Origin of the sequence: Ensifer sp. R-19, from assembly GCF_049905105.1 — a bacterium.
Classification (GTDB): Bacteria; Pseudomonadota; Alphaproteobacteria; order Rhizobiales; family Rhizobiaceae; genus Ensifer.
Genome location: NZ_CP184570.1, coordinates 376,734 through 402,663, shown reverse-complemented (window position 1 = coordinate 402,663; position 25,930 = coordinate 376,734). Strand labels below are relative to the sequence as shown.

Below are 25,930 nucleotides of genomic sequence, written 5' to 3'. Positions count from 1 at the left end.
GTGTCAGGCCGCGTGGATCGCCTTCGCCGTCTCTTCGATGCGGTGGCAGGCGGCACGCGAACCGTCGGCGAAGTTGCGCATTTCCGGCCGTTCGCTCTTGCAGCGCTGGTCCGCAAAGGGGCAGCGTGGATGGAACGTGCAGCCGGACGGCGGATTGAGCGGGCTCGGCACCTCGCTGGCAGCGATACTGCGCCCACGCTTCGGATGGGTAATGTCCGGGATCGTCTCAAGCAGCAGTTGCGTGTAGGGATGCCGTGGATTGGCGAAGAGCGTTTCGGTGTCCGCCTCTTCGACGATGCGCCCGAGATACATCACCGCGATACGGTCCGACATGTGGCGCACCACGCTCATGTCGTGGCTGATGAAGAGATAGGTCAGCCCCATCTCGTCCTGCAGTTTGCGCATGAGGTTCAGGATCTGGGCCTGGACCGACACGTCAAGGGCCGAGGTCGGCTCGTCGCAAACGAGGAACTCCGGCTCGCCGGCAAGCGCCCGTGCGATCGATATGCGTTGGCGCTGGCCGCCGGAGAATTCATGCGGAAACTTGGTTCCGTCCGAAGGCGCGAGGCCGACGATCGTCAGCAGTTCGCCGACACGCTCCATGATCTCCGCTTCCGAATTGCGAAGCTTCAGCTCGCGCAGCGGCTCGGCGATGATGTTGCGCACGCGCCAGCGCGGATTGAGGCTGGCATAGGGATCCTGGAAGATCATCTGCGCCGAAAGCGGTTGCCCGTTCTTGCCGGGCGCAAACCGTACCTCGCCTTCGCTCGCCCGGTAGAGACCGGTGACGAGCCGCGCGACCGTCGACTTGCCGCAGCCGGATTCGCCGACGAGGCTGAGGCAGCCGCCCATCGGCACCCTGAAACTGATGTCGTCCACCGCCCGCACGAACTGCTGCGGCTTGCGCTCGATCACCCGGTTGAGCCAGGGCGCGGAAACATCGAAATTGCAGGTCAGGTCGTTGACCGTCAGGGCATCACTCATAGAACTCCTCCTGCATTGAGCCAGCAAGCAGCAACGCCGCTGCCGACCGGGGCCGGCTCGGGACGATCCTTGCGGCAGCGCGGCCCCGCCTCAGGGCAACGCGGGTTGAAGGCGCAGCCGGTCGGGATTGCGTTCAGCCGCGGCATCGAACCGTCGATCTGGTTCAGGCGCTCGACGCGACGGCCGAGTGCCGGGATCGAGCCCATCAGACCGCGGGTATAGGGATGACGCGCATTCTTCAGCACGTCGCCGACCGGACCGATCTCAACCAGCCGTCCGGCATACATGACCGCGACACGGTCGGCGGTCTCTGCGATGACGCCCATGTCGTGGGTGACCAGCATGACCGCGGTTCCATGATCGTCGCAAAGACGGCGGAGCAGCGAGGTGATCTGCGCCTGGATCGAGACGTCGAGTGCCGTCGTAGGCTCGTCTGCAATGATCAGCTTCGGCTCGGCGGCGAGCGCGAGCGCAATGACGACGCGCTGGCGCATGCCGCCCGAGAACTGATGCGGATAGTGGTCGTAGCGCGCTTCAGGCGCCGGAATGCCGACCTCCTTCAGAAGCTGGATGGCGCGCGCCTTGGCGTCGGCCTTGGAGAGCTTCAGATGGAGGCGGATTGTTTCGACGAGCTGCGCGCCGATGGTGAAGAGCGGGTTGAGCGAGGTCAGCGGATCCTGGAAGATCGCGCCGATCTGGCGGCCACGCACGTTCTGCATCTCCTTGTCGCCGAGCTGGTCGATGCGGCGGCCGGCGAGCCAGACCTCTCCGCCGGAGATACGGCCGGGCGGCTCCAGCAGTCCCTGGACCGCAAGGCCGGTCATCGACTTGCCGGCGCCGGATTCGCCGACGACGCCGAGGATCTCGCCCGGGCGAATGCTGAGCGAAACGTCTGAGAGTGCCGAAACCGTGCCATGGCGCCCGGGGAATTCGACGCAGAGGCCGCGAACGTCAAGCACGGCCGATGAAGCAGTTTCCGTCATCGCGGCACCTCCAGAGGGTAGCTCGGCGGGAAGATCTCGCTGACCGGCGGGTGACCCCAGCTTCTTTCGGGATATTTGGCGATCAGACCATCGAACTGCGCCTGCGCCTTTGCGCGCGCCTCGTTCATATCGAAGCCTGCCACTTCGCCGTCACGCATCGACAGACGGCCATCGACGAAGACCGCCTTGGTGACGCGTCCCGAACCGCCGACCACCAGCGTGGTGATCGGATCGACCGCCGGTGCCATGTGGTGGTCCATGAGATCGAAGACCGCGATGTCGGCCCGAGCACCCGCTTCCAGGCGGCCGAGATCCGACCGGCCGAGGGCCTTGGCGCCGCCAAGTGTCGCGGCGTCGAAGAGATCGGCACAGCTGACGGCGCCCGGATCGTTTTCGACCACGCGGCAGGTGATCAGGCCGACCAGAAGGTTCATCAGCATGTCCGGCGGTGTCGTGTCGGTGCCCATGGCGATGTTGACGCCGCGGGCCTTGACGGAGCGGAACGAATTCAGCGTGCTGCCGCCGCGAGCCGAAACCAGCGGGCAATGGACGATGCTGACGCCGTTTTCGGCATAAAGACGCAGATCGTTATCGGTCGCCTGAGTAGCATGCGGCGCAATCAGCCGGTCGCTGAGGAAGCCGAAGCTTGCCAACCACTCCGGCGCCGTCTTGTCGTGCAAGCGGCGAACGGTATCGACTTCCATGGTGCCCTGCGCCGCATGCAGGCGGATCGGACAATCAAGGTCGCGCGCCGCGTCGGCAGTGCGGATCAGAAGCTTCTCGGTGCAGGTTTCCACCCGGTCCGGAGCCAGCAGCCCCTTGACCAGGCCACCGTGACGCCCTTCGTGCTCGCGGATGAAGCCGATGGCATCCTCGAGGCCCTTCAGGCCCCTTGCTTCGTCGAAGATCGCTTCGAGCTGGCCCGGCGCCGTCACCATCATGCCGCCGGCGCGATAGGCCGGGCTCAGATAGACGCGCAAACCCAGATCGCCGGCCGCGTCGGAAGCGGCGGCGAACTCCGCGACGGTCTCGCCCCACTCGCGGTAGAAGAGCGAGGCGATCGGGGCTGCCGTGGTGATACCGTTCAGGAGAAGCTGAGCGAAGGCAAAGCGCTTCTGGAACGCCAGTTCCTCCTGCGTGTACATCTCATAGGGCCCGCGCTCGATATAGGAGCGCGGCCAGACGCGACCCTTGGCCCAACCGGGCTGATGGTCGATCGAAAGGATCGTCGTGTCGAGATCCGAAAGTGCATCGAGGTCGATCAGGCCGGGGCTGATCATCGCGGCCCCGAGATCGATCCGCCGAGCTACGTCGCCTTCGAAGTGTGGCCCGACATAGAGCAGCGTGCCGCCTTCAATGACGACCTCACCGTTCGGGATCAGCCGGTGCGAACCGTCCCGGTGACCGAGCACCCATTGCGCCGTCAGAAGCGTGCGTCCCTCGGGACGTTGGCCAAGTGTCAAATCCTTGATGGTGTTCATGGGATTGCTACCTCCGCAATACCGTTTCGAGCGACGACACGTCCGCGCTTGACGACCAGCGGCCGCGGCGCGACGTCGACGACGGCATGGGCCAGCGTCTCGCCGGTGAGCAGGGTGAAATCGGCGTCGCAGCCGACGTCCAGGCCGTATCCCCTAATGTCCATGACCTCGGCGCCCCCCTTGGAGCAGACATGCAGCGCATGTTCGAGATCGACGTCACGGCGCAGGCCATTCTTCATGCCGAGGATGCGGGCGCGGTCCATCATGTCGGGCTGTCCCCACGGACCCCAGGTATCGCGGATGCCGTCGCAGCCGGCCGCGACCTTGACGCCGGCGTCCTTCAAACGGAGGATCGACGGCACGGTCGAAGACGGTGAGCCGGTCGTGACGATACGGATATCGAGCTCGGCAATCTGTTCGATCAGGCCGGCGACGCGCAGGTAATCCGGTGCTCCGAGCGCGAAGGCGTGACTGATCGCCACCTTGCCCTGCATGCCGAGCGCGCGGATGCGCTCGAACATCATCTCCATGCTGAAGGCACCGAGTTCGCCCTGCTCGTGCAGATGAATATCGATTGGCTTTGCATGTTTGTCGGCAAGGCCGAAGATCGCGTCGAGGTGTCCCTTCGGGTCCCAGTCGATGCCGCAGGGATCAATGCCGCCAAGGACTTCCGCGCCATTGCTCAGAGCCTGGTCGAGGAGCTCGACCGTGCCCGGACGAGTGACAAGGCCCGACTGCGGGAAGGCGACGATCTCGATGTCGATGATGCCCTCAAGCGCCTTGCGGGTCTCGACGATGCCTTCCATCAGCCTAAGCCCATGGGTCGTGTCGATGTCGACGTGGCTGCGGATGTGGCTTGCGCCGTTGGCCGCGAGCATGATTGCCTGACGCATGGACTGGCGGTGCGGCTCGATGCCGATTTCGAGCCGCTGCTCGCGCTCGAAGTCGATGCGTTCGCGCAAGCTGGCAGACTTGGCGTTCACATGCCAGGGCATGCCCCAGACCGACTTGTCGAGATGCGTATGGGCTTCGACGAGACCAGAGATCACGATATGGCCGTTGCCGTCCTCGGTTGCTACGCCTTCAGCGGAAAGACCTTTGCCGAAGGCCGCGATCTTGCCGTCGCGCACGAGGATATCGGTCGCTTCGCCGGCGTTGGGCCTGACGTTACGGATCAGGAGATTGGACATTATTCACCTCAATTTCGGATTGAGCGCATCGCGCAGCCAGTCACCGAGCAGGTTGACGGAGACCACGAGAAGGCAAAGCTGGACGACGGGGAAGAGCACGACCCACCATACGCCCGAAAACAGGAACTGGTTGCCGAGGCGGATGAGCGTTCCAAGGCTCGGCTGGCTCGGCGGCATGCCGATGCCGAGGAAGGAAAGCGTCGCCTCCGTCAGGATCGCCATGCCGAAGTTCAAGGTCGCCGCGACCAGGATCGGCGTCAGCGTGTTCGGCAGGATGTGCTTCAGCATGATGCGCCGCGCCGGCGTTTTCAAAAGACGCGCGGCCTGGACATACTCCTTGCCGCGCTCGACGATCGTCTGGGCACGGACGGTACGGGCATATTGCACCCAGGCGCTGAGCGTAATCGCCAGCACCAGCACGGCGGCAGAACCGACGTCCCTGAGTTCCGGCGGCAGCATCTGGCGCGCGACGGCGCTGACGAGGATCGCGATCAGGATCGTCGGGATCGAGAGGAGCACATCGCCGATGCGCATCAGCAGATTGTCGATGAAGCGCCCGAAATAGCCGGCGACGAGCCCGAGGCTCAAACCCACGGCCAATGAAAGGACGACCGAGGCGACGCCGATCAGGATCGAGATGCGCGAGCCATAGAGAATGGCCGAAAGCATGTCGCGGCCTTGGGTGTCCGTGCCGAGCACGTAAGGCCATTGGCCGTCGGCCTCCCAGATTGGCGGCAACTCGGAATTCCAGAGCTCGAGCTGGGCCGGATCGAACGGGTTCTGGGGCGCAATCAGCGGCGCGGAAAAGGCGGTCACGATCAGGAAGGTGAGGATGACCGCGCCGATGATCGCCGACGGCTTGTGGGTGAAGGACCACCAGAGGTCGCTTTGGCGCCAGCGGGCAAGCCGCGAGGGCCGGCGTGGCGGTGTGGTTTGCTGGACGTGATCTGTCATGGCAGCGACCTCAGCGGGTGGCATCGCGCAACCGCGGATCGATGACCGCATAGGCGATATCGACGAGCGTATTGAGCGTGACGAAGATGAAGGAGACGATGCAGAGATACCCCGCCATGACAGGCATATCGAGGAAGGTCACCGCCTGAATGAACAGCATGCCCATGCCCGGCCACTGGAACACGGTTTCGGTGATCAGCGCGAATGCGATCAGCGAGCCGAAGTTCATCGCCGTCATGGTGACGACAGGCATCAGACAGTTGCGGAGCGCGTGGCGGAAATAGATCCGCCAGCGCGGCACGCCGCGGGCACGTGCGAATTTGACGAAGTCCGAGCGCAACACTTCCATCATCTCGGCGCGGACAAGGCGCATGACCAGAGTGATCTGGTAAAGCGCGAGCGCAAGGGACGGCAGAAGCAGGGACGCGCGACCCGAAGCCGTCAGCAAACCGGTGCTCCACCAGCCAAGCTGCACAACATCGCCGCGCCCGAAGGCGGGCACGAGGCCAAGCGTTACGGCAAAGACAAGGATCAAAAGGATGCCGACGACGAAGCTCGGCAACGAGACGCCGATGATACTGACGAATTGAAGCCCCTCGGAATACCATCGCCCGCGATGGATCGCAGTGATGACGCCAAGCGGAATACCGATCAAGAGCGACAGGACGGTTGCGACCAGCGCCAACTCCATCGTCGCCGGGAAGCGTTCGGCAATCAGCTTCATGACGTCCTGGCCGTTGCGGTAGCTGATGCCGAAATCGCCCTGTGCAGCGTTGACGACGAACCGTCCGAACTGGGTCACGAACGAATCGTTGAGCCCGAGCTTTTCGCGCAGCTCGATGCGGTCGGCCTGCGACATCTGCTCGTTGGCCATCAACTCCACCGGATCGCCGGCGAAGCGGAAGATCAGGAAGGCGAGCAGCGCAACGGCGAGCATGACCAGCACGGCATTGGCCAGTCGCTTGATGAGAAAGACAATCATTGGGTTTCTCGCTGAATGAGAAAGCCCGGCAGAGCGAACTCTGCCGGGGCAAGGAAACTCAATCGCCGATGCGCGTCAGCCAGTGGCGCGGCTTGTTGTCGGCGCGAATGGTGACGTCCGTGACGTTCTTGGACATCGCCCAGGCCATCGGCTGCTGGTGCAGCGGGATCATGATGACCTCGTCCTTGGCGAACTTCAGCGCCTCGGTTTCGATCGCCAGACGCTTGTCGTGATCCATCTCGACCGCGGCCTTCTTCACCATGGCGTCGAGTTCAGGATAGGACCAGCCGCCGTAGTTGGCGACGCCGGCGGCACCTTCGCGGGTCGAGAGAACCTGAACCAGGATCGAATAGGCATCGAGGGTTGGCTCGTTGGCCCAGCCGATCATGTAGGCGTCGGACTTGCCGCCGGCGCGCTTCGGCGCCTGAACCGCACGCGGGCCGATGTCGAGGGTCGGCTTGAGACCGACGCGCGACAGCATCGAAACGAGCGCGCTGCAGACGTCTTCCTCGTTGACGCTCTCGTCGTTCATGCAGACGAACGTGAACTCCTTGCCGACGGCGCCCGCTTCTTCGAGCAGCTTCTTGGAGAGTTCCGGATCGTAAGCGGTCGGCACGTCGAGCTCGGCGCTGTAGCCGGGGATCTCAGGCGCGACCATGGTGCCGGCGACATGCGACTTGCCGCGCATCACGCGCTTGAAGATGAGCTGGCGGTCGATCGCATGGTCGATCGCCTGGCGTACCTTGATGTTGTTGAAGAAGTTTTCGCGACCGTCGGCGAAGGTCTCGTGGCGGTTGAAGACCATGTGCACGGTGCGCAGGTCGGTGCGCTCGACGACCTTGATGTCCGGCGAGCTCTTGAGGCGCTCCAGATCCTGTACCGGGGCACCATCGGTGAGGTCGATCTCGCCCGAAAGCAGCGCTGCGACGCGGGTGGCGGCCGAGGTGATCGGCATGAATTCGATGCGGTCGAGATTGTGCTTCGGCGTATCCCACCAGCCGTCGTTCTTGATGAGAACCGTCTTGCTGTCTGGAACGCGGGATTCGACCTTGAACGGGCCGGTACCGTTGGTGTTGTAGGTGGCGTAGCCTTCGACCTTGGCGCCGACGTCGGTCGGCAGCTCGGACTTGTTGTCGACCAGCCAGTCCTTGTCGAACATGAAGATGTTGGTCATGTCGTTGAGGAACAGCGGGTTCAGCGAATTCACTTCGATGTCGACCGTGTAGTCGTCGACCTTGGTGGTCGAGACATAGGCCGGAATGTTGCCGCGCAGCGGCGAGGTCGGGTGGCTGACGCGGGCCATGGAGGCAACGACGTCGTCGGCGGTGAAATCGGCACCGTTCTGGAACTTCACACCCTTGCGCAGATGGAAGCGCCAGACCTTGTCCTTCACCATCTCCCAGCTCGTGGCGAGCGCCGCCTCGACCTTGAACTCCGGCGTATAGCGCGTCAGGCCCTCATAGACGTGGTTGAGGAAGGCCAGGTTCGAGGTGCTGCCGTAGGAATAGGGGTCGAGCGAGAAGATATCCCGCGGGCTTCCCCAGCGCAGCGTTTCGGCGGATGCCGAGGATGCGAGGACGGTAAATGCCAACCCCGCGAGGAGATGCTTTCTCAGTTTCATGTCGTTCCCTCTGTTTTCTCGTCAGTCGCCCGATGCCGGCGCTCTCGCCCACTCGTGAGCAAGCCACCCTAGATTTGAAGCTGTTGGCGACAATGTCAACTATTTTGTCGACAATTTTGTATGCATAAATGTTTAAAGTGGCATACGGTGTAAAAAGTGGGGATCGGTTCCCCCAACAAACAGTCTGGAAGACCGTGGTCGAGCAGCAACTATGAGGCGAATAAAATCTGTCGGAACGCCTGAAACGGGACGCCCGCCGATATCTTTCGATACCGACGGGCGAATGCGATTTGTCAGATTACTCGGTGCTTGGGCGCGTCAGCTCTCGCGGAACGCGCGGTTGACCTGATCCATCAGGGGCTTGACGAAATAGGAGGCAACGCTGCGCGCACCGGTGGTAATGAATGTCTCGACCGGCATGCCTGGCATTAGCGACACATTGCCAAGCCTTTGGATCTCCTCGGGCGAGATCGCGACGCGAGCGACGTAGTAGCTGGCGCCGGTCCGCTGGTCGACGGTGACGTCGGCGGAGACACGCTCCACAGCACCGTTGATCTCCGGCGTCGTCTTCTGGCTGAAGGCGGAAAAGCGCAGGATGGCGCGCTGGCCCGAATAGATCTGGTCGATATCCTGCGGCGCGACCTTGGCCTCCACCACCAATTTGCCGATGTCAGGAACGATCATCATGATCTGTTCGCCAGGCGCGACGACGCCACCCACCGTGTGGACGGCAAGTTGATGCACGATCCCGTTCTGCGGCGCCACGATATCGACCCGTTTCAACTGGTCTTCGGCCGCCACCTTGCGCTCGACGTACGCGCCGATGCGGGCATCCATTTCGCGGAGATCACTGCCGACCTCTTCCGCCCATTGCTCGTCGACCTGGATGATCTGCAGGGCCGTCTCGGCGATCTATTCATGCACGCCGGCGATCCCCGCGGTGAGGCGGCCAATCTCGCCGTCGATGTCGGTTGCCTGGCGTTCCAGCGTGCTGATGCGGCTTTTCTCCAGGAGGCCCATGTCGTGCAGGAAGACGTAGCGGTCGAGTTCGTCCTTGATCAGCACCCGCTCCCGCCCGCTTGCCGCGCGCTCCGCCTCCATGCCGCGGATTTCGTCGTTCAGCTGCTGCACGCGCCGTTCGAGCTGGCGCTTCTTGCTGTCGCGAACGTCGCGCCGGTTTTGATAAAGCAGTTCCTCCGCATGCATCATAGCTGCGATCTCCGGCTCACTGCCGCGTGCAGGGAGGGTCTCGGGAAAAGCCACGCGCTCACGACGGTCGCGCTCGCCTTCGAGCCTTGCCTTTCGCGCCGCGAACTGGTCGAGGCTCTTCAGGATGATCGCAAGATTGGCTTTCGTCATCGTCGCATCGAGACGCATGACCACATCACCGGCCCGGACCCGATCGCCGTCACGAACCATGAGCTCGCTGACGACGCCGCCCATCGGGTGCTGTCCCTTCTTCAGGCTGCTTTCGACAACAACCGAACCCTGCGCAATCACGGCGCCAACGATTTCAGTTCCGATGGCCCAGCCGCCGAAAAGCCCAACGAGCGTCGCGAAGCCGAGCGCGCCGACGATCAAATGCGTGCGGATCGAGCGCCGCAGTGTCTGCCAATCGTCCATGTCCATCATGCTTTTGCTGTTTGCACGACCTTGAGCGCACCGGGATTGCCCGGCGCCTGCCCCAAGACCTTCGAGAGAACCTCATCCTTCGGACCGAAGGCCTGCTGTTTGCCGGCGGCCAGCATCAGCACCTTGTCGGTGCAGGCAAGCTTCTGTATTCGGGCACCGTCACGCCGAACATCTCGGTATCGAGCGGGGTGACACCGCGCCTGACCACGGCTTCGACAGTCACTGAGGATTGATCTACGCCACGCGAGCGGTCCTAGGAAGCGGAAGAATGCGCGGTACAACTGCAGCATAGGCGTCGTACTCTGGGAACGCGCCCCGCAGCACCCGCTCTTCGTTGACCATGCGCCGGAGTTGCAGCAACCACTGGATGATACCCAGCGAGACCGACCAGACAGACAGATTGAGCATGATGAATCCGATGACTGCGATCTCTTCGGTTAGGTAAAGGGGATGGCGCACGATAGAATAGGGGCCACGGGTAACAAGCGTCCGAGCGTCCGGCATGATGCTGAAGGCCCGCCCAAGGAAGGCCAGAACACAGACCGATGCAAGCAGACCGATGATCGTTAGGGCAAGCCCGATCATTCTCGTGGTCGTCGATACATCCTCCTGCGGCAGATAACCAACCAGAGCGCCAACGATAAATGTGCCGGCCAGCGCCGTGACGTAGCCCTCTAGGTGATCGGTCGTGCGAACTGGCGGGAGGCGAGTAATCGTGACGGCGCACATCATGGCGAGGAACAGCAATGACGAAAGGCTGGCCAACACCATTACAAAATCGACTGACGCCAGATCGTCGCGCGCGAATGTATCCCGAAAGTAAGCCACTTTCCGGATCATCGCCGGCATGAAGTAGAGACAGATGCAGATCCTGCCGAGAATGTCGGCAAAGGCCAAATATCGGCTGCTCATAGGTTGCCCCCCAACTGGATTAATCGTTGGCGGCCAGTTTGGCACGGTTGCAGCAAATGGCAATCGCAACCTACTAAATTAGTAAATACGGAAAATTAACCGTGCATACTGCGGCGGATGCGGCTGACGATCTCGGAATGGCAGGATAGGCAGGCAAGCGCAGCGACGGCCATCAGCACCACACCGAGCGTCGTTGCTGGCATCGGGAGCGTCCAGTCGATCATGCCATGGGGCGATGGTCCCAGGCTGCTGGCTTCAGCCCTGCTTGCCCCGGCATTGGCGCTTATCAAAGCGAGGAGCGCAATATGGGCGTGAACGAAGCGCGTCCGAAGATTGCCGTTAGGATGGCGGGCGAGAAATACGCCGACGACGGCCATGGATACCAAGGCGGCCATAAGGTGCCACGCCTCCACGCCCGGAATGCGAAGCAGCAGAAACATGGGCAGTCGCAACACCGGCCGCATCGTCAGGTACAGCCACCAAGTGAGCGGGCTGGACGGGAACAGGGCCAGAAGGATCATGCTGGCCGCGAATATTGCGCCCGCCGCATAGACGAACGTCGGCCCGAGCCGGACGAACACCAGAACCAAGGCACGCATATCCTTACCTCCTTCAGCGGGTCGCAGGGTTCCGTCCTGAATATTCGCGGATGCTTGTGCAAGCCTTACCGTCACATCAGCGCAATGTAAACGTGTGTCGCCCCGCTGTCACGCCGGGCTTCTTCCCCGCCCTATGAGGTGAACCGTGCCCACACCGCCAGTGCCTGACTAAGTCATCCGGCAAACGCTGGATGCGATGGAGAAGTGCGGCGGCAATCAATGTGCCGCCTCCGAAATGCTCGGGATCAGCCGAAGCGGGGTGCAAGGCCATATGAGGATGGCAGCGCGGCGCGGGATGCTATCTCCGGGCAACGCCACCGAAGTCATGGAAGGCTTCGAGATCACCCGGATCCAGACCGGGCCACGCGGCACCACAGTCGAGCAAAAGCCCGAGCCGGGCAAACCCTTCGAGATGCCCGAGGGGCACCGGATCAAGGGCGTCTCGGCGTTCATCGATCCCGACGGCCGGGCGCTCAGGCAACGTTCTGGACGTCGACACGCGCTATTCGAAGTGCCTTGAGACGGTCTGCGACCTCATGGCCGAATCGAGCGAGCTGATCGCGTCGAAGCACCGGAACGTCCAAGCCGTCTTCAAGCCGGGCAACCACGACGAGAACAGCACCGTCGGCATCCGCCAGGCGCTTCGCATGTACTGGCGCGACAATGATCGCGTTTCGGTCTGCACAAGCCCTGATGCTTTCTACTGGCGCCGTTTCGGGGTGAACCTCATCGGCGGCACGCATGGGGACAAGGCGAAGATCCCCGACCTTCCGTTGATCATGGCGAACCGTCGGAAAGACGACTGGAGCGCCACGGCGACCCGGTACATCCACACCGGTCACATTCACCACGACACCGAGCGCGAGATCGGCGGCGTCCATGTCTATTCGCACCGGGCTCCTGTGGCTCAGGACGCCTATCACGCATGGCACGGCTATCTGAGTGGCCGGTCCATGAAGAGCTATACCTATCACATCGACCGGGGCTCCCGCTGGCACTCCGAAGTCGAGATTTCATGAGGCTGCAATGGCCCGCTACCACATCAGAGTCACGAAGAACGAAGACGGCACCATCCGCCGAGAGCTTATGGCCGGCGACGTCAAAGTCTGCGACGTCACCAAGACCGACATCATCGAAATGCTGATGCAGTTTTCCAGTAAGCTCCGGTACGACTGAGGCCCCCCCTTGAAGCTGATCCCGAACGCAGGGCGCACACTGCTGCGCTCCTCGTCGATCTGGTGCGTCTACGCGGCGGGCGCGTTTGAGGTGGTGCCGGAAATCATCCCCTACGTCGCCGACTACCTGCCGCGCTGGCTCGTCATCCTCACGCTGGTCCTGTCGATCGTGTTCCGCGTCATCCCGCAGAAATCCCTTTCAGGAGACCGATCCAATGCCGATCAATGAGATTGTCGCCACGAAGCGCGGCAAGGCGGCAATCGCCGCGGCCATCATCGCGGCAGTCACTTCCGGCTGGACCGCTTTCACCGAATCCAAGGGTGAGACGCCGCAGACCGTCCGGGCAGCGATAGCCCAAGGCATCACGCCGGCCCCGGTCCAACTCGCGATCGAAAGGCTGATCAAGCCATGGGAAGGTGTTCACCTCTCGGCGTACCTCGATATCGTCAACGTCCCGACGATCTGCTGGGGCGAGACCAAGGGTGTCCGGCTCGGCATGACGAAGACGACGCCGAGTGCGAGGCGATGCTGAAGTCCCGCGTCATCAACGACTACTACCTTCCGCTGGTCGACGGCGTGAAGGGCTACACCGCCGCACCCGATAGCGTGCAGGCGTCGCTACTGTCAGGCGCCTATAACTTCGGCGTCGGCGCGGCCAAGGAGTCCACTGCCGCCAAGCGGATCGGCGAAGGGAAGTATCGCGAAGCTTGCGAAGCCCAGACCGCCTTTAACAGGGCCGGCAGGAAGATCGTCCGCGGGCTGGTCAACCGTCGCGAGATGGGAGGCGCGCAGCGCCTCGGCGAAGCGGAACTCTGCGTGTCGGGGCTCTGACATGTTCGGCGTCATCGAATCTTTCAAGGGCGCCTTCTATGGCGCTCTGGGTGCGGCTGCGGCTCTGGCCGTCTCAAGGGCTTACGACAAGCTGATCGACGACCCTCTCGTCAGGCGCGAGGCGCTATCAGGCTACGTCCTGAAAGCCGAGAGGGACGCTTTAGCCTCCAGACTGAGCGAGGAACATCGTCGAGCCCGCGAGACAGCCCAAGCCCTCGAAGAACACCGAAAGCGCCTCAGCGCCTCACAGCGGGCGGAGAAAGAGGCAGCCGAAAAGCTGGAATCGGAGATCTCCGAAAATGAGCGCCTTCTGGAAGAGAGTGGCGGTGCCTGCCGTCTTGATCAGCGTGCAAAACATGAGCGGATGTCACGTGCCTGTCAGCTTTGCCGACAATGATGTGCGGCGCCGCCAGGTGGCGGCAATCAAAGGCAGCAGAACGGATCATATGTCGATCACCCAGTTGAGAGCCTTTCATATCGTCGCGCAATCCGGCGCGTTTTCTCAGGCCGCGCGCGGCATGGCGATCAGCCAGTCCACCCTCTCGTCCCATGTCCGCGAACTCGAGGCCCATTGCGGTCTCAATCTCTTTGAGCGAAAGCCACGCGGTGTCTGCCTCAGCGCCGATGGCGAGCGCCTGTTCGAAATCACCTCGCGCGTGTTCACGGCCGAGAAGGAGGCGAATGCATTCCTTCGCGGCGAGGCGGGTTCGAATGGCGGGCATTCGCGCGTCGCGGCCGACGGCCCGATCCTGGCGGTGCCGATCCTGTCGCGGCTAAAAGTCGACCGGCCGAAACTGACCTTCTCGATCGCGGTCGACAATTCCGCCCGCGTCATCGACCAGATCCTCGACTACCGGGCCGATGTTGCGATCACCGCGCAGACGCCAGACGATCCGCGCCTTTATGGTGTTCATTTCCTCAGCATGCGGATCGGGCTATGCGTACCCGTCGGCCATCCGCTTGCCGAGCACGACGGCGTGAAGATGAGGAGCTGGAGGGCATGTCCTTCGTCATGCGCGAAAGGGGGTCACGCACACGCGAGATCTTCGAAAGGAACCTCGCCGAACACGGCACCACCGTGCAGCAGATCGTCGAGATCTCGTCGCGCGAAGGGGTGCGCGAAGCGATCGCCAACGGTGTCGGTTGCGGCGTCGTCGCCGACCTCGAATTCGGCCACGATGCCCGTCTCGCCTACGTGCCGATCGACGACGCCCGCGAACTCATCGACGAATATGCCATCTGCCTTGCCGAGCGCCGGCACCTGCCGCTGATCCGCGGATTTATCGACGAAGCGGGCCGATTGCGGCCGGACGACAGCGAGGCGGTCTTCGCGACGCCGCTGCCGGGCGCATTTCCCGACACGCACGATCGCAAAACGACCTGGCCGACCACACAATAGTGACGGTCAGCGCACTTGGATCACGCGATTCCGGGCGGAAATCCACTTCACATTTTTCCCGGAATTGCTCGAGCGCTATGCCGCGCCGCGAAAGGTGGAGAGGAAGGACGTCAGGTTGTCCGATAACGCATCGCAGAGATAACCGCCTTCCTGTACGATCGCGGTCGGAAGGCCGAGGCCCGCGATCGCCTCACCAATCCGGGCAAAGCCCGGAGTAGAGACGGAGAGCCCCCCGAAAGGATCGCCTTCGAAGGCATCCAGGCCGAGCGCGACAACCAGCGCGTCCGGCGCGTAAGCGCGGATGCGGCGGAAGGCGACGTCGAGCGCGGCGAGAAATTCCGCATCGCCGGATTTGCGTTCGAGCGGCAGGTTGAGGTTGTAGCCGAGGCCCGGCCCCTCGCCGCGCTCGTCCGCATGGCCCCAGAAGAACGGGTAGAAACGCACTGGGTCCGCATGGATCGAGATCGTGAGCACGTCGGAGCGCTGGTAGAAGATGCCTTGCGTGCCGTTGCCATGGTGCAGGTCGATGTCGAGGATCACCACGCGGGCAGCATTTGTCAGGAAGCGCTGCGCGGCGACCGCCGAATTGTTGACGAAGCAGAAGCCGCCGGCGACGTCGGCAAAGGCATGGTGGCCCGGCGGCCGGCAGAGCGCATAGGCCGCCCGCTCGCCCGCCATAACCGCATCGGCGGCATCAACAGCGCTCCAGGCGCTCCAGCACACGCTCTCCCAGGTCTCGCCCGAGATCGGACACGCGGTATCGGCCATATGGTAGCCGGCCTGACCGACGGCGGACGCCGGGTAGCGACCATAACGCGCCAGCGGATGGATGTTCGGAATCACCTCCTCCGAGGCTTCCGGGATACGTTGCCAGCGCGCGTAGATATGTTCGAGAAAATCGAGATACTCCGGCGTGTGCACCGCGGCGATCGGGCCGAGCCCTTGGTCGCGCGGGCGCAGGATCTCGCAGCCGGCGGCACGGGCACCGGTGAGCAGGCGCTCGACCCGCTCCGGCTGCTCCGGATTGGGCTGCGGCGCGCCGCTCGAGAGAAAGGCCTTCGGGTTATGGCGCTTCTGTTCGGCTGCATAGAAGGCTTTCATGCTGTCTCCCTTTCCTGCGTCGTCAAACTTTCAGTCCCCGGCCAGAGCCCCGAACGCCTCGCCATACGCGGCATGAGCGCGATCTTTCGTCTGCCAGGTGATGCCGATACGCTCGTAAAGGCGCTGCGCCGGCAAGTTCTCCACGTCGACTTCCAGCCGCAGATAGTCGCCGCCCCGCGCCTTCGACCATGTGGCCACTTCGCGAAGCAGGCGCTCGCCGATACCGAGGCCACGGAAACGATCGTCGACATACAGATCCTGCACGAAGACGCCGGGCCTCCCGCGCCAGGTCGAAAAGATCGGGAAGAACAGGCAAAGACCGGCAAGATCTGCACCCGCCTCGGCGATCAGACTGTGGAAGGCGGCGTTCGGACCGAAGCCGAAACGGCGATAGTCATCGACCGTGCAGGTGACCTTGTCCGCCATTTCGAGCCCACGCCCCATAGCCAGGATCGCGTTATGTATGGTGTCGGCATCCCCTGGTTCGCCTGCGCGAATTCGGACATCGGTCGTTGAGTGCTGCATCATCGTCACTGTTTTCCCTTTCACTGCCAGCAGGCGAAGGCTCAAGTCGAGCCATGCCCGTGCCGCCGGCCTCAGAATGCCACCTGATCTCCGCCCTTGAGGCCGAGAAGCGCGCGCGCCTCCTTAGGGGTTGCAACCTCCAGTGACAAGGCGTCGAGAACTGTGCGGATCCGGTGGACCTGCTCGGCATTGCTGGCCGCAAGCGTCCCGCGGCCGTTGTAGAGGCTGTCTTCGAGACCAACGCGGACGTTTCCGCCCATGGCGGCGGCCATGGTGATCATCGGCATCTGATGGCGGCCGGCGGCCAGTACCGAGAAGCTGTAGTCGTCACCGAAGAGCTTGTCGGCGATGCGTTTCATGTGCGTCAAGTTCTCAGGATCCGCACCGATGCCGCCGAGCACGCCGAAGACGAACTGGATGAAGAGGTGCCCGGACACCAGGCCGCGATCGCGGAAATGCGCCAGCGAATAGAGATGGCCGACGTCATAACATTCAAACTCGAAGCGCGTGCCGCAGCCCTGGCCAAGCCGCGTCAGGATGAATTCCATATCCGCGAAGGTGTTCTTGAAGATGGAGCTCCGCGTTGCTTCGAGAAGCTGCGGTTCCCATTCGTGTTTCCACTCCGTCGGCTTGTCGAGCGCCGGAAACAAAGCGAAGTTCATCGAGCCCATGTTCAGCGAACACATTTCCGGTTCGGCGCGCAGCGAAGCCGCAAGCCGATCTTCCAGCGCCATCAGCGACGAACCGCCGGTGGAGATGTTTATTACCGCATCGGTCGACTGCTTGATGCGCGGAAGGAACTGCATGAACAGCGCCGGATCGGCCGACGGGCGGCCATCCTCAGGGTTGCGCGCATGCAGATGCAGGATTGACGCACCAGCTTCGGCCGCGGCGATCGCCTCAGAGGCGATCTGGTCAGGCGTGATCGGCAGGTAAGGCGACATGGTCGGCGTATGCACCGATCCCGTCACCGCGCAGGTGATGATCACTCTGCGCGATGTTTTGGACTTCGTCATGGTCGAGCCCTCAGCGGTTGACGGGAAGATTGAGTTCTTCGGCGAGCACTTCGAGTACGTCGCCAAGGATGGCGACGATCTCGCCGATCTGCTCACGGGTGATGATCATCGGCGGGCAGACGAGGAAATGGTCGCCCTCCACACCGCCGCGCGTACGCCGTGAATAGATGATCAGGCCGCGCTCATAGGCGAGATCGACCATGCGCTGGTGCGCATTCAACTCCTTCGGCAACGGCCTCATGCTCTCACGATCGGAGACGAACTCGGCCGCGAGCAGCAGTCCCTTGCCGCGCACGTCGCCGATGAAGGGGAACCGATTGGAGAGCGCCACGAGTTCAGCCTTCAAAGCATCGCCCATGGCAGCGGCATTATCGATCAGGCCAAGCCGATCGATTTCGTCGAGAACGGCGAGACCAGCGGCGCAAGCGAGCGGATTGCCTGCATAGGTGAAGCCGTGCTGGAACCCACCGGCGTCGAGCACCGGCTGAACGATCCGGGACGGTGCGGCCATGGCACCAAGGGGGCAGTAGCCCGAAGCAAAGCCCTTCGACAGGGCGATCAGATCCGGGCGGCAATTCCAGTGGTCACCGCCGAGGAATTTTCCGGTGCGGCCAGCACCACTCATGACCTCGTCATGGATCAATAGGATGCCGTACTTGTCGCAGATCTCGCGAATGCGCGGATAGTAACTGTCGGGTGCCACGAGCGCGCCGGTGGAAGCGCCGCCGATCGGCTCCATGATGAAGGCGAGCACGCTCTCCGGGCCTTCCGTCTGGATCTTCTCCTCCAGCATGTCGGCATATTTGATGCCGCGCTGCTCCATCGTCAGGTTGTCCCGATCGAGATAGGCGGTCGGCGCAGGCACCTTCGGCATTTCGCGCATCATCGGCGAGAAAGGATCGGAGAGCGCCGCATAACCGGTGACTGCCAGCGCCCCGAGCGTGCCGCCATGGTAGGACGGAAAGCGCGAAATCACCTTCCAGCGGTCCTTCTGACCGGTGGCGAGGGCCCATTGCCGCGCGAGCTTGAGGCAGGATTCGACTGCTTCCGAGCCACCGGAAACGAAGAAGATCTTGTCCATGCCCTCCGGCAGCTTTTCCGCCGCGCAGCGGGCCAGATCTTCGGCCGGCTCGTTTTCGAAGTGCAGCCGATAGGCGAAGGTGACGCGGTCCATCTGGCTCTTCATGGCATCGAGCACATTGCGGTTGCCGTGACCGATATTGACCACCATGGCGCCGCTTGAGCCGTCGATTACCCGGCGTCCGTCCTGGTCCCAGAGATAGATGCCTTCGGCCCGATCGACCAGCGGCCGACGCAGGCGCGACTGGTAGAAGAGATGCGAGGCAGGTCGTTCGTTGGAAGCTGTCGTCTTGAGCATGGCAAATCTCTGTCAGCGAGTGAGATAGTGATTGAGAACATTGGCGGTGACGCGCTCGACCATCGCATCGCCGCGCTTGAGGGCCGCCACCCATTCGCAGCTGCCGGCGTGGAACACCTCGCCCTTGCCGCGCGGGAAGTTTACGATCATGCCGCAGCCGCGCTTAACGCGTTCGACGGCCGCAGGGGCAGTGTCGCCGATCAGCGTTTCGGCGACGAATTTCGCGTCGGCATCGGAAAGGAATTGGTCGTCCGCCGGAATGTCGGCGCTTTCTTCCTTCAGCGACGACATGCCGAGCGCGAGGATTTCGAGGCCCTCGGGCGCGCCGCTGTCCTCCGTCGGCTCCGGCAGGCCGTTACGGATAATATAGTCGAGGCCATCAACCTCGTAACCAAACGCATGGCCTTCCGAACCGAGGATATCACCGTAATAGATGCCCGTTCCGGAGAAGGCCCAATGCTCGGGCCGATAGACCGGGAAGCCCCGCGCACCACGCGGGGCGCAACCGCCCCAGCCGACGTAAAGGCCGCGGGTGGCGTTGAGCCCAAATGTCGCCGCCCCAGGCCGGCCGATCTCGGCTGCTTCCCAGGAGCCGCTGGTGCGCGTCGGATCTGCCGAGCGATAGGCTGGGTCTTCGGCCCGTGAGCGGTATTTGTAGCAAACCTGGCGCTTACCGCCGTCTTCGAGGCGCGTCTGCCACATGAAGTTGCCGGCAAAGCGCGCCGCCTTTCCGCCGCGTTCGACATAGTTGTCGACCGCATCGCGCATTTCCCAGGTCCAGTATTCGTCATGGCCGACGAAGACGACGCAATCGTAGCCGTCGAGGATCTCCGGGTTGAAATGAAGCTCGTGCTGGCTGGCGAGATCGACGGCATAACCTTGACGTTCCGCCCAGCGGAAGAAGTGGCTGTCATAGCTCGCCCAGCCGGACGAGGCATATTTCTTGGAATAGCCGTTGGCATAGGCCCATTCCATGTGCGGATAGCGCGGGGCAACCGCCATCGGCGCATAGATTTCCAAGGGCACCCGTGGAGCATCCGGGGGCAGCACGACGAAGCCACGGCAGAACGGACGGTCGATGCTGACGGTCGTCGCATACTGATCGCGGTTGGGGCCGGTGATCCCCTGGTAGTGGTTCGACCCGCCCCAGGTGTTATACGAGGTCCAGGAGCCGGTGGCCGCCACCTGCAGCACCCGGCCCGGCTTGCGACCGGCGAGTGGCCGCACGATGAAGAGATGGTGGCAATGGATCGGCGCGCCATCCCTGCCCTCGGCTCTCAGCGTGATGCGGTAAGCGCCGGACGGCCAGTCTTCGGCAATCTTGAATTCGAAGCACGTTTCCCAGCCGCAGCCGATGACCGAACATTGGTCCGGCGTTTCCTGCCAGCGCGCATCGAGCGCGTCGCGCTTGAAAACCGTCGTCTCTGTCGCTCCATCGCGCGTAATTTCGAGCGAGAACCGTGAAGCTGAAGAGCTCACTTGTAGCCGCGCGGTGGCACCGGACGGATAGGCATAGGCGTCGGTGTAGCACCAGATCTCGCCGCGCTCACCGTCCATGCCCGGATATTCGTAATAGTGACCGAGCACCGCCTCGCGGCGCTGTTCCGGCGTCAGGCCGAAATCGGGATACTGATTGCTTTTGTCCATCGCGGCACCCATCACGCTGCCAGGTATTTCTTGAGGAACGCCCGGGTGCGCTCCTGCGTCGGCTGGCGGAAGATCTCGCTCGGCGCCCCTTGCTCGACGACGACCCCGCCATCCATGAAGAGCACGCGATCGGCGACCTCGCCGGCAAAGCGCATCTCGTGGGTGACGATCAGCATGGTCATGTGCTCGGCAGCGAGCTGTTTCATGACGGCGTTCACCTCGTCGACCAGTTCCGGGTCGAGCGCCGAGGTGGCCTCGTCGAAGAGCATCACCTTGGGCTGCATGGCGAGCGCCCGGGCGATCGCGACGCGCTGTTTCTGACCACCGGAAAGCCGCGACGGAAAGGCGTCGACCTTATCCTTGAGCCCCACCTTCGACAGAAGCTCGATGGCGAGCTCACGCGCCGCAGCCTTGCCCATTCCCTTCAGGATGATCGGGCCCATGGTGATGTTCTGTAGCACTGTCAGATGTGGGAACAGATTGAAGTGCTGAAACACCATGCCCATCTGCTGGCGCACCGCATTGATGTGCCGCTCGAAGGCCTGGCCCTTCAGGCTCTGGTTGACCTTTACGCCATCGAGCCAGACCTCGCCGCCATTCAGCGTCTCCAGGTGGTTGATCGACCGCAACAGCGTGCTCTTGCCCGACCCGCTCGGGCCGATGATCGCGACGATCTGTCCTCGGGCAACGGAGAGGTCGATGCCCTTCAGGACCTCCAGCGCGCCGTAGTTTTTGCGGGCGCCCTTGACTTCGACCATGGGTTTCTGAGCGGTCATCGGGAGACCTCCACGTTCTTTTCGACCTGGCGCAGACCCGCTTCGAGGACGAGATTGAGGATGTAATAGAGAGCGGCAACCGTGATGTAGAATTCGAACGGCCGGAATGTCTCGCTGATCGCGAGCTGTGCTGCGTGCACCAGTTCGGCAATGCCGATGATCGAGACGAGGGACGATTCCTTCAGAAGCACGATCAGGTTGTTGCCCATGGCGGGAATGGTGTTGCGGGTCGCCTGCGGCACGATGAAGTAGCGCAGCGTCTGCATGCGGCCGAAGCCGAGGCTGCGCGCGCCCTCCGTCTGGCCGGGATCGACGGCCACGATACCGGCGCGAAGGATATCGGCATTGTAGACGGCAAAGTGCAGGCCGAGACCGATGATGCCGGCGATCAAGGCAGGGATCTTGAGGCCCAACTGCCCGAGCCCGTAATAGATCAGGAACAGTTGCAGGAGCAGCGGCGTGCCCATGAACAGCCACATGAAACCGCGCACCGGGAGGGCCACCGACTTCGGTGCGTAGAGCACGACGAGGGCGAAAACGATGCCGAAGATGAAGCTGATCGCTGCGGCGGAAATGGTCAGAACGACCGTCCAGCAGACACCCATCCAGAGGATATCGGCATAGGGTGGAACGACGCTGAAATCGAGACCTTGCATATGGCGCACTCCCTCAGGCTATGGCGTAGCGTCGATCAAGCAGATCGACGATCCGCGCGACGACATAGACGATGAGCATGTAGAGCACGGCGGCCACGCCGAAGATCTCGAACGGCTTGTAGGTCGAGCCGATGTAGCGCTGCGCGGTGTAGGTGAGTTCGACCACCGAGATCGTCGAGACCAGCGCCGATCCCTTGACGAGCGCCACGGCATTGACGCCGAGCGGGCGGATCATGAGACGCGCGGCTTGCGGCAACACGACCTTGCGCATGGTCTGGAACCGGCTGAAGCCGATCGAGCGGGCGGCTTCCGTTTGCCCACGGTCAACCGACAGGATGGCGCCGCGGATGGATTCTGCCATGTAGGCGCCGATATTGAGACCGAGGCCGATGACGCCGGCAGCCAAGGGCTCCAGATTGATACCGATCTGCGGGCCACCGAAGTAGAGCACGAAAAGCTGGATGAGGCAGGGCGTGCCGCGAAACAGGCTGACATAGGCGGTGCCGAAGGCGCGCAAAAGGAACGAGCGCGACATCTTTGCGGCCGATATCAGGAACGCAACGACGAGGCCGAGCGCAAGCGCAAGTACCGAGATCTCGATCGTGATCCACGCCGCTTCCACAAAAAACGGGAAGACGCGCTGCACCAGCGAAACGTCCATGGGGAAACTCCGGAAGGCAAACTCATGATCTCCGGCCGCAGCTCATGCGGCGGCCGGAGAGACGGAAGCGTAGGGGATCAGCGGATGTCGCTGCCGACCCATTGCATCGCGATCTTCTCGTAGGAGCCGTCTGCCAGCATGTCCTCGAGTGCCTTCTGCATCGCCGCCTTCAGTTCCGGATTGTTCTTGCGGATGGCGATACCGATCGCGACGCTGCCGCCTTCGATATCCGGCGTTTCGAGACGGCGGACCTTCTCGCCGGTTTCCTTGACGGCGACCATGACGGGAATGTTGTCGACGACAATCGCATCAACGCGGCCGCTCTTCAGTTCCATCAGCAGTTCCGGCAGGCCCTTGTAGGTGCGAACGTCCCAGCCGCCCTGCTCGCGTGCCCATTTTTCGTGCGTTTCGCCGAGCGTGACGCCAAGCGTCTTGCCCTTGAGTTCGTCGAGCTTCTGGACACCAGATGCTTCGCTGACGAAAACGGCGCGGCCGGCATGGTAATAGGGGCCGACAAAGTCCACGACCTTTTCGCGCTCCGGGGTGATTGTCATCGAGCCGACGATCGTATCGTATTTGTTGGCAAGCAGGCCGGCGATGATACCGTCCCAGGCAGTGGTCACCAGCGTGCCCTTGACGCCGACGCGCTCGGCGATCGCCTGGCCGATCGAGGCGTCGAAACCAACGACCTGGTTTTCTTCATTGACGAAATTGAAGGGCGGGTACTGGCCCGACATGGCGATCTTCAGTTCGCCGGCGGACTTGACGTTCTCCAGGTCGTCAGCCCGAGCCGAGACGGCGGAAAAAGTCGCAGCAATGGTGAGCGTCGCGGCCAAGAGGCCGGAGAATAGGGTCTTCATGAAATGTTCCTCGTTCCTCTGGATTGGGGCGCGCCTTCCTGTGCGCTTGGGATTGGCAAGGGGCGCCTTCCGAATTTCATGATTGCTTCTGCTTCAGCATTGCGCAAATAGATAATGGAAATAGAAGGCATAGATTTCAGGAATGGCATCACCGCGATTGGAACGGCTCGTCTGGGAGCTCGACTGGAACCTGCTGCGCACCTTCGTGGTGATTGCCGAGGTGAAAAGCATCACGCGCGCGGCCGAGCGGCTGAACCTCAAGCAACCGAGCGTCAGCAACGCGCTTCGACGGCTGGAAGACCGCGTTGGACGCCGGCTCGTCGAACGTGACGCGACGCGTTTCGATCTCACAGAAGTCGGACAGTTGCTTTATGAGCAGAGCGTGGAAGTCTTCGGCACGATCTCGCAGCTGCCGCAACTCGTGCGCGGCGTCAGCGACGACGTCACCGGCCATGTCACGATCGCGGTTGCAAGCCATGTGGTGTCTCCGATCTTCGATCGGGCGCTGATGGAGTTTCACCGTAGCTATCCGCGCGCCACGCTGACGATCAACGTCGGACCAAGCGGCGAGGTCACGCGCCAGGTGCGGGAGAAGCGTGCCTCCTTCGGTCTTTGTCTTGTCAGTGTCCGGGATCCGGCGCTCGACTATCTGATGGTCTTCCGGGAGTTTTTCGGCTTTTTCTGCGGCCCGCACCACCGGTTGTTCGGCAGGGACGGATTGAAGCTTGCCGACCTCAAAGGCGAGACGTCGGTTTCCTTCCATACCGACCATATCGCCGACGCGCTTCGGCCTGTGGCGCTGCTTCGCAGCGAAGCCAAGCTCAACGCCAATGTCGTCGGCGTTTCGTCAAGTCTCGAAGAGGTGCGCCGGATGACGCTCGCCGGTCTCGGCGTCGGCTCGCTGCCGCTGCATGTCGCCCGCCGCGATGTGGCGGACGGGCTCCTGTGGCGCCTGCCACCCTATGACAATCCGCCCGCCATCGACATCTTCATGCTGACGAACCCGGAGAAAGCGATCAACCGGGCCGAGAAGGCGCTGATCGCCGGTTTGCAGACGCTGATCGCAGAAACGCCGGTTGAAGAACGCGTCTATGCCGATTGATCTGCGCGTGCAGGCTCGTTGCTTGACAGGAGCGCCTCGGCGCGCGCCCGCGCGTCTGGCTCCAACGCAATGGCCGCGCGTGCCTCAAGATCGAAACGTACGGTCGTGGTCCTGTTGACCGCATGCACGATGCCGTCGAGCGTACCGGACATGATCTGCTCGAAGGTGACCGACGAGCGGCCAAGCTTGATGACGCACGACCGGATGGAGATCAGCGCGCCAGCCTTGGTTTCGTGTTTGTATTCGACCTCGGAGCGCACGTCTGCCCACCCCCTGCCCGATTCCGTCTCCACGCCGGCGATGTGGCCGAGAAGCTGGAAGCTCGCATCGTCGAACATTGCGGCGTAGTGGCGCACATTCATGTGTCCCATCGTGTCGCACATCCAGGAGTGAGCGACGCCGACATAGGTAGTCAAAGCTTGGATGGACATGGGTGCCTCGATCGTTGCGTAAGGTCGGTTGCCAGACATAGCGGACGCCCGGCGCTTCTGTCCATGGCGATCCGGACCAACGTCACATCGGCGGCCGCGTCTACATCGGCTTGGCAAAAGATGAGAAAAATCCGTGGGTAAGCGCGCTTGTTTTGGTCGGCAGCTAGGCGCGGCTGCGTTGCTCTCCTAGATTGACCGCTTGCGACGTGAGGAGGAATGAGCGTGAAAGTCTATCTCGCTGGCCCGGAAGTTTTTCTGCCCAATGCGGTCGAGATCCAGAAGGAGAAGGCGGCGCTGGCGCGGGCGGCCGGCTTCACGCCGCTGGTGCCGGGCGATCTCGAAATCCCGCCGGCGCCCACCAAACATGAACGCGGCCTTGCGATCTATGCGGTGGACGAGGGCATGATGCTCGCCTCGGATATGATCATCGCCAACCTGACGCCGTTTCGCGGCATCAGTGCCGATGTCGGCACGGTGTTCGAGCTCGGCTTCATGTGCGGCCGCGGCAAGCACGTCTATGCCTATACCAACACTTCGCGCAGCTACTACGAACGCATCCTGAATGATCATTACAGAGGCAACGCTGCACAGCGCCCCGACGGACGCATGGCAGGCGCCGACGGCCTCAGCATCGAAGATTTCGACATGGCCGACAATCTGATGCTGGATGGTGGCATCCTTCGCCGCGAGGGGGCGCTGATCAAGCGCGAAGTGCCAGAGGCCGATCGCTCTACCGACCTCGAGGCTTTCAAGGAATGCCTGGCCATCGCCGCAAAGCGGCACCTGGCGTAGAGTTGCGGTTGGTCCTGTCGTCCGGCGAGGGCCTGCCGAATTCGAAGAAATCATCGACCGTGACGGCCCGATCGCCGAAACTTATATCTCTGATATCGTTGCGGCCGGCCGCTCTATCGACGCAAATTGCACGTCCGAAGCAGTTCTCGCTTCTTTGAAGGATGCGATCGCGACGAATGGTGCCAATTTCTTTGCTTGACCTGAAACCGGACTCGATTGCCACAAGCGCCGCTCAGCCGCA

General features: G+C 62.6%; 26 protein-coding genes and 3 pseudogenes. 9 read left to right on the top strand and 20 right to left on the bottom strand.

Translation table 11 applies throughout. The features are described 5' to 3' along the window. Positions 1–3: 3 nt before the first annotated feature. The 10 genes and pseudogenes from ACN9MO_RS21310 to ACN9MO_RS21265 form a co-directional block, all read right to left on the bottom strand. Positions 4–984 (bottom strand): ABC transporter ATP-binding protein, encoded by a 981-nt coding sequence (locus ACN9MO_RS21310; protein ID WP_057249550.1) that lies wholly within the window; start codon positions 982–984, stop codon positions 4–6. Further along, positions 981–1,967, bottom strand: a complete 987-nt coding sequence (locus ACN9MO_RS21305; protein WP_058320910.1) for an ABC transporter ATP-binding protein — start codon at positions 1,965–1,967, stop codon at positions 981–983. Before ACN9MO_RS21305 ends, ACN9MO_RS21310 begins: the two co-directional genes overlap by 4 nt. Next, positions 1,964–3,448 (bottom strand): amidohydrolase family protein, encoded by a 1,485-nt coding sequence (locus tag ACN9MO_RS21300; protein ID WP_057249548.1) that lies wholly within the window; start codon positions 3,446–3,448, stop codon positions 1,964–1,966. The genes ACN9MO_RS21305 and ACN9MO_RS21300 overlap by 4 nt, the downstream gene beginning before the upstream one ends. Then, positions 3,445–4,638 carry an amidohydrolase family protein gene (locus ACN9MO_RS21295; RefSeq protein WP_057249547.1) on the bottom strand — a complete coding sequence of 398 codons (1,194 nt, stop codon included), beginning with the start codon at positions 4,636–4,638 and terminating at the stop codon, positions 3,445–3,447. The genes ACN9MO_RS21300 and ACN9MO_RS21295 overlap by 4 nt, the downstream gene beginning before the upstream one ends. A gap of 3 nt (positions 4,639–4,641) precedes the next feature. Continuing rightward, on the bottom strand, positions 4,642–5,592 hold the full coding sequence (locus ACN9MO_RS21290) for an ABC transporter permease (RefSeq protein ID WP_057249545.1): 951 nt from the start codon (positions 5,590–5,592) through the stop codon (positions 4,642–4,644). Positions 5,593–5,602: 10 nt separating this feature from the next. Next, positions 5,603–6,574, bottom strand: coding sequence for an ABC transporter permease (locus ACN9MO_RS21285; protein ID WP_057249543.1), 972 nt, complete (start codon positions 6,572–6,574; stop codon positions 5,603–5,605). A 58-nt stretch (positions 6,575–6,632) separates the two neighbouring features. Beyond that, positions 6,633–8,195: an ABC transporter substrate-binding protein gene (locus ACN9MO_RS21280; protein WP_057249542.1), complete on the bottom strand. Its 1,563-nt coding sequence runs from the start codon at positions 8,193–8,195 to the stop codon at positions 6,633–6,635. Between the two features lie 318 nt (positions 8,196–8,513). Further along, positions 8,514–9,818 (bottom strand): annotated as a pseudogene (locus tag ACN9MO_RS21275) (HlyD family type I secretion periplasmic adaptor subunit). A gap of 243 nt (positions 9,819–10,061) precedes the next feature. Further along, positions 10,062–10,739, bottom strand: a complete 678-nt coding sequence (locus ACN9MO_RS21270; protein ID WP_425987650.1) for a methyltransferase family protein — start codon at positions 10,737–10,739, stop codon at positions 10,062–10,064. A 95-nt stretch (positions 10,740–10,834) separates the two neighbouring features. Next, positions 10,835–11,338, bottom strand: a complete 504-nt coding sequence (locus ACN9MO_RS21265) for a hypothetical protein (RefSeq protein WP_113737176.1) — start codon at positions 11,336–11,338, stop codon at positions 10,835–10,837. 196 nt (positions 11,339–11,534) lie between these two features. On the opposite strand from ACN9MO_RS21265, the gene ACN9MO_RS21260 reads away from it, so the two are divergent. The 7 genes and pseudogenes from ACN9MO_RS21260 to ACN9MO_RS21230 all read left to right on the top strand — a co-directional run bounded on the left by ACN9MO_RS21260 (position 11,535) and on the right by ACN9MO_RS21230 (position 14,744). Then, on the top strand, positions 11,535–11,858 hold the full coding sequence (locus tag ACN9MO_RS21260; RefSeq protein ID WP_113737175.1) for a helix-turn-helix domain-containing protein: 324 nt from the start codon (positions 11,535–11,537) through the stop codon (positions 11,856–11,858). A 16-nt stretch (positions 11,859–11,874) separates the two neighbouring features. After that, on the top strand, positions 11,875–12,357 hold the full coding sequence (locus ACN9MO_RS21255; RefSeq protein WP_113737174.1) for a hypothetical protein: 483 nt from the start codon (positions 11,875–11,877) through the stop codon (positions 12,355–12,357). A gap of 7 nt (positions 12,358–12,364) precedes the next feature. Further along, a complete protein-coding gene (locus ACN9MO_RS21250; RefSeq protein ID WP_162770949.1) occupies positions 12,365–12,514 on the top strand; it encodes a hypothetical protein in 150 nt (49 codons plus the stop codon). Positions 12,515–12,523: 9 nt separating this feature from the next. Continuing rightward, entirely contained in the window at positions 12,524–12,742 is a 219-nt protein-coding gene (locus ACN9MO_RS21245; RefSeq protein ID WP_113737173.1) for a hypothetical protein, read from the top strand. Then, a pseudogene (locus ACN9MO_RS21240) lies at positions 12,729–13,345 on the top strand (lysozyme). The gene ACN9MO_RS21245 and the pseudogene ACN9MO_RS21240 overlap by 14 nt, the downstream one beginning before the upstream one ends. A 1-nt stretch (position 13,346) precedes the next feature. Then, a complete protein-coding gene (locus ACN9MO_RS21235) occupies positions 13,347–13,742 on the top strand; it encodes a hypothetical protein (RefSeq protein ID WP_113737172.1) in 396 nt (131 codons plus the stop codon). Next, positions 13,645–14,744: pseudogene (locus tag ACN9MO_RS21230) on the top strand (LysR substrate-binding domain-containing protein). Before ACN9MO_RS21235 ends, ACN9MO_RS21230 begins: the two are co-directional and overlap by 98 nt. A gap of 75 nt (positions 14,745–14,819) precedes the next feature. On the opposite strand, the gene ACN9MO_RS21225 reads toward ACN9MO_RS21230, so the two are convergent. From ACN9MO_RS21225 to ACN9MO_RS21185, 9 genes are all read right to left on the bottom strand, one after another. Continuing rightward, entirely contained in the window at positions 14,820–15,845 is a 1,026-nt protein-coding gene (locus tag ACN9MO_RS21225; RefSeq protein ID WP_113737171.1) for a histone deacetylase family protein, read from the bottom strand. A 30-nt stretch (positions 15,846–15,875) separates the two neighbouring features. Then, complete coding sequence (locus tag ACN9MO_RS21220) at positions 15,876–16,370, bottom strand: GNAT family N-acetyltransferase (protein WP_425988170.1); 495 nt, start codon at positions 16,368–16,370, stop codon at positions 15,876–15,878. Between the two features lie 71 nt (positions 16,371–16,441). After that, on the bottom strand, positions 16,442–17,386 hold the full coding sequence (locus ACN9MO_RS21215) for a 3-keto-5-aminohexanoate cleavage protein (RefSeq protein WP_113737169.1): 945 nt from the start codon (positions 17,384–17,386) through the stop codon (positions 16,442–16,444). Positions 17,387–17,396: 10 nt separating this feature from the next. Then, positions 17,397–18,764 carry an aspartate aminotransferase family protein gene (locus ACN9MO_RS21210; RefSeq protein WP_113737168.1) on the bottom strand — a complete coding sequence of 456 codons (1,368 nt, stop codon included), beginning with the start codon at positions 18,762–18,764 and terminating at the stop codon, positions 17,397–17,399. 12 nt (positions 18,765–18,776) lie between these two features. Continuing rightward, entirely contained in the window at positions 18,777–20,411 is a 1,635-nt protein-coding gene (locus tag ACN9MO_RS21205; protein ID WP_113737210.1) for a N,N-dimethylformamidase beta subunit family domain-containing protein, read from the bottom strand. A gap of 11 nt (positions 20,412–20,422) precedes the next feature. Beyond that, a complete protein-coding gene (locus tag ACN9MO_RS21200; RefSeq protein WP_057249531.1) occupies positions 20,423–21,187 on the bottom strand; it encodes an amino acid ABC transporter ATP-binding protein in 765 nt (254 codons plus the stop codon). Next, on the bottom strand, positions 21,184–21,843 hold the full coding sequence (locus ACN9MO_RS21195; RefSeq protein WP_425987642.1) for an amino acid ABC transporter permease: 660 nt from the start codon (positions 21,841–21,843) through the stop codon (positions 21,184–21,186). The genes ACN9MO_RS21200 and ACN9MO_RS21195 overlap by 4 nt, the downstream gene beginning before the upstream one ends. Positions 21,844–21,856: 13 nt before the next feature. Next, the gene (locus ACN9MO_RS21190) at positions 21,857–22,504 is read right to left on the bottom strand and encodes an amino acid ABC transporter permease (protein WP_113737166.1); all 648 of its coding nucleotides are present in this window, start codon (positions 22,502–22,504) and stop codon (positions 21,857–21,859) included. A 77-nt stretch (positions 22,505–22,581) separates the two neighbouring features. Then, the gene (locus tag ACN9MO_RS21185; RefSeq protein WP_057249525.1) at positions 22,582–23,364 is read right to left on the bottom strand and encodes an ABC transporter substrate-binding protein; all 783 of its coding nucleotides are present in this window, start codon (positions 23,362–23,364) and stop codon (positions 22,582–22,584) included. A gap of 142 nt (positions 23,365–23,506) precedes the next feature. Between ACN9MO_RS21185 and ACN9MO_RS21180 the strand changes: the two genes are divergently transcribed. Continuing rightward, positions 23,507–24,466 carry a LysR family transcriptional regulator gene (locus tag ACN9MO_RS21180; protein WP_057249523.1) on the top strand — a complete coding sequence of 320 codons (960 nt, stop codon included), beginning with the start codon at positions 23,507–23,509 and terminating at the stop codon, positions 24,464–24,466. Here ACN9MO_RS21180 and ACN9MO_RS21175 read toward each other — a convergent pair. Further along, the gene (locus tag ACN9MO_RS21175) at positions 24,454–24,897 is read right to left on the bottom strand and encodes an acyl-CoA thioesterase (protein WP_425987638.1); all 444 of its coding nucleotides are present in this window, start codon (positions 24,895–24,897) and stop codon (positions 24,454–24,456) included. The genes ACN9MO_RS21180 and ACN9MO_RS21175 overlap by 13 nt on opposite strands. Before the next feature lie 216 nt (positions 24,898–25,113). Here ACN9MO_RS21175 and ACN9MO_RS21170 point away from each other — a divergent pair, with 216 nt between their 5' ends. Next, a complete protein-coding gene (locus tag ACN9MO_RS21170) occupies positions 25,114–25,689 on the top strand; it encodes a nucleoside 2-deoxyribosyltransferase (RefSeq protein ID WP_113737165.1) in 576 nt (191 codons plus the stop codon). The last annotated feature ends 241 nt before the right edge of the window (positions 25,690–25,930 follow it).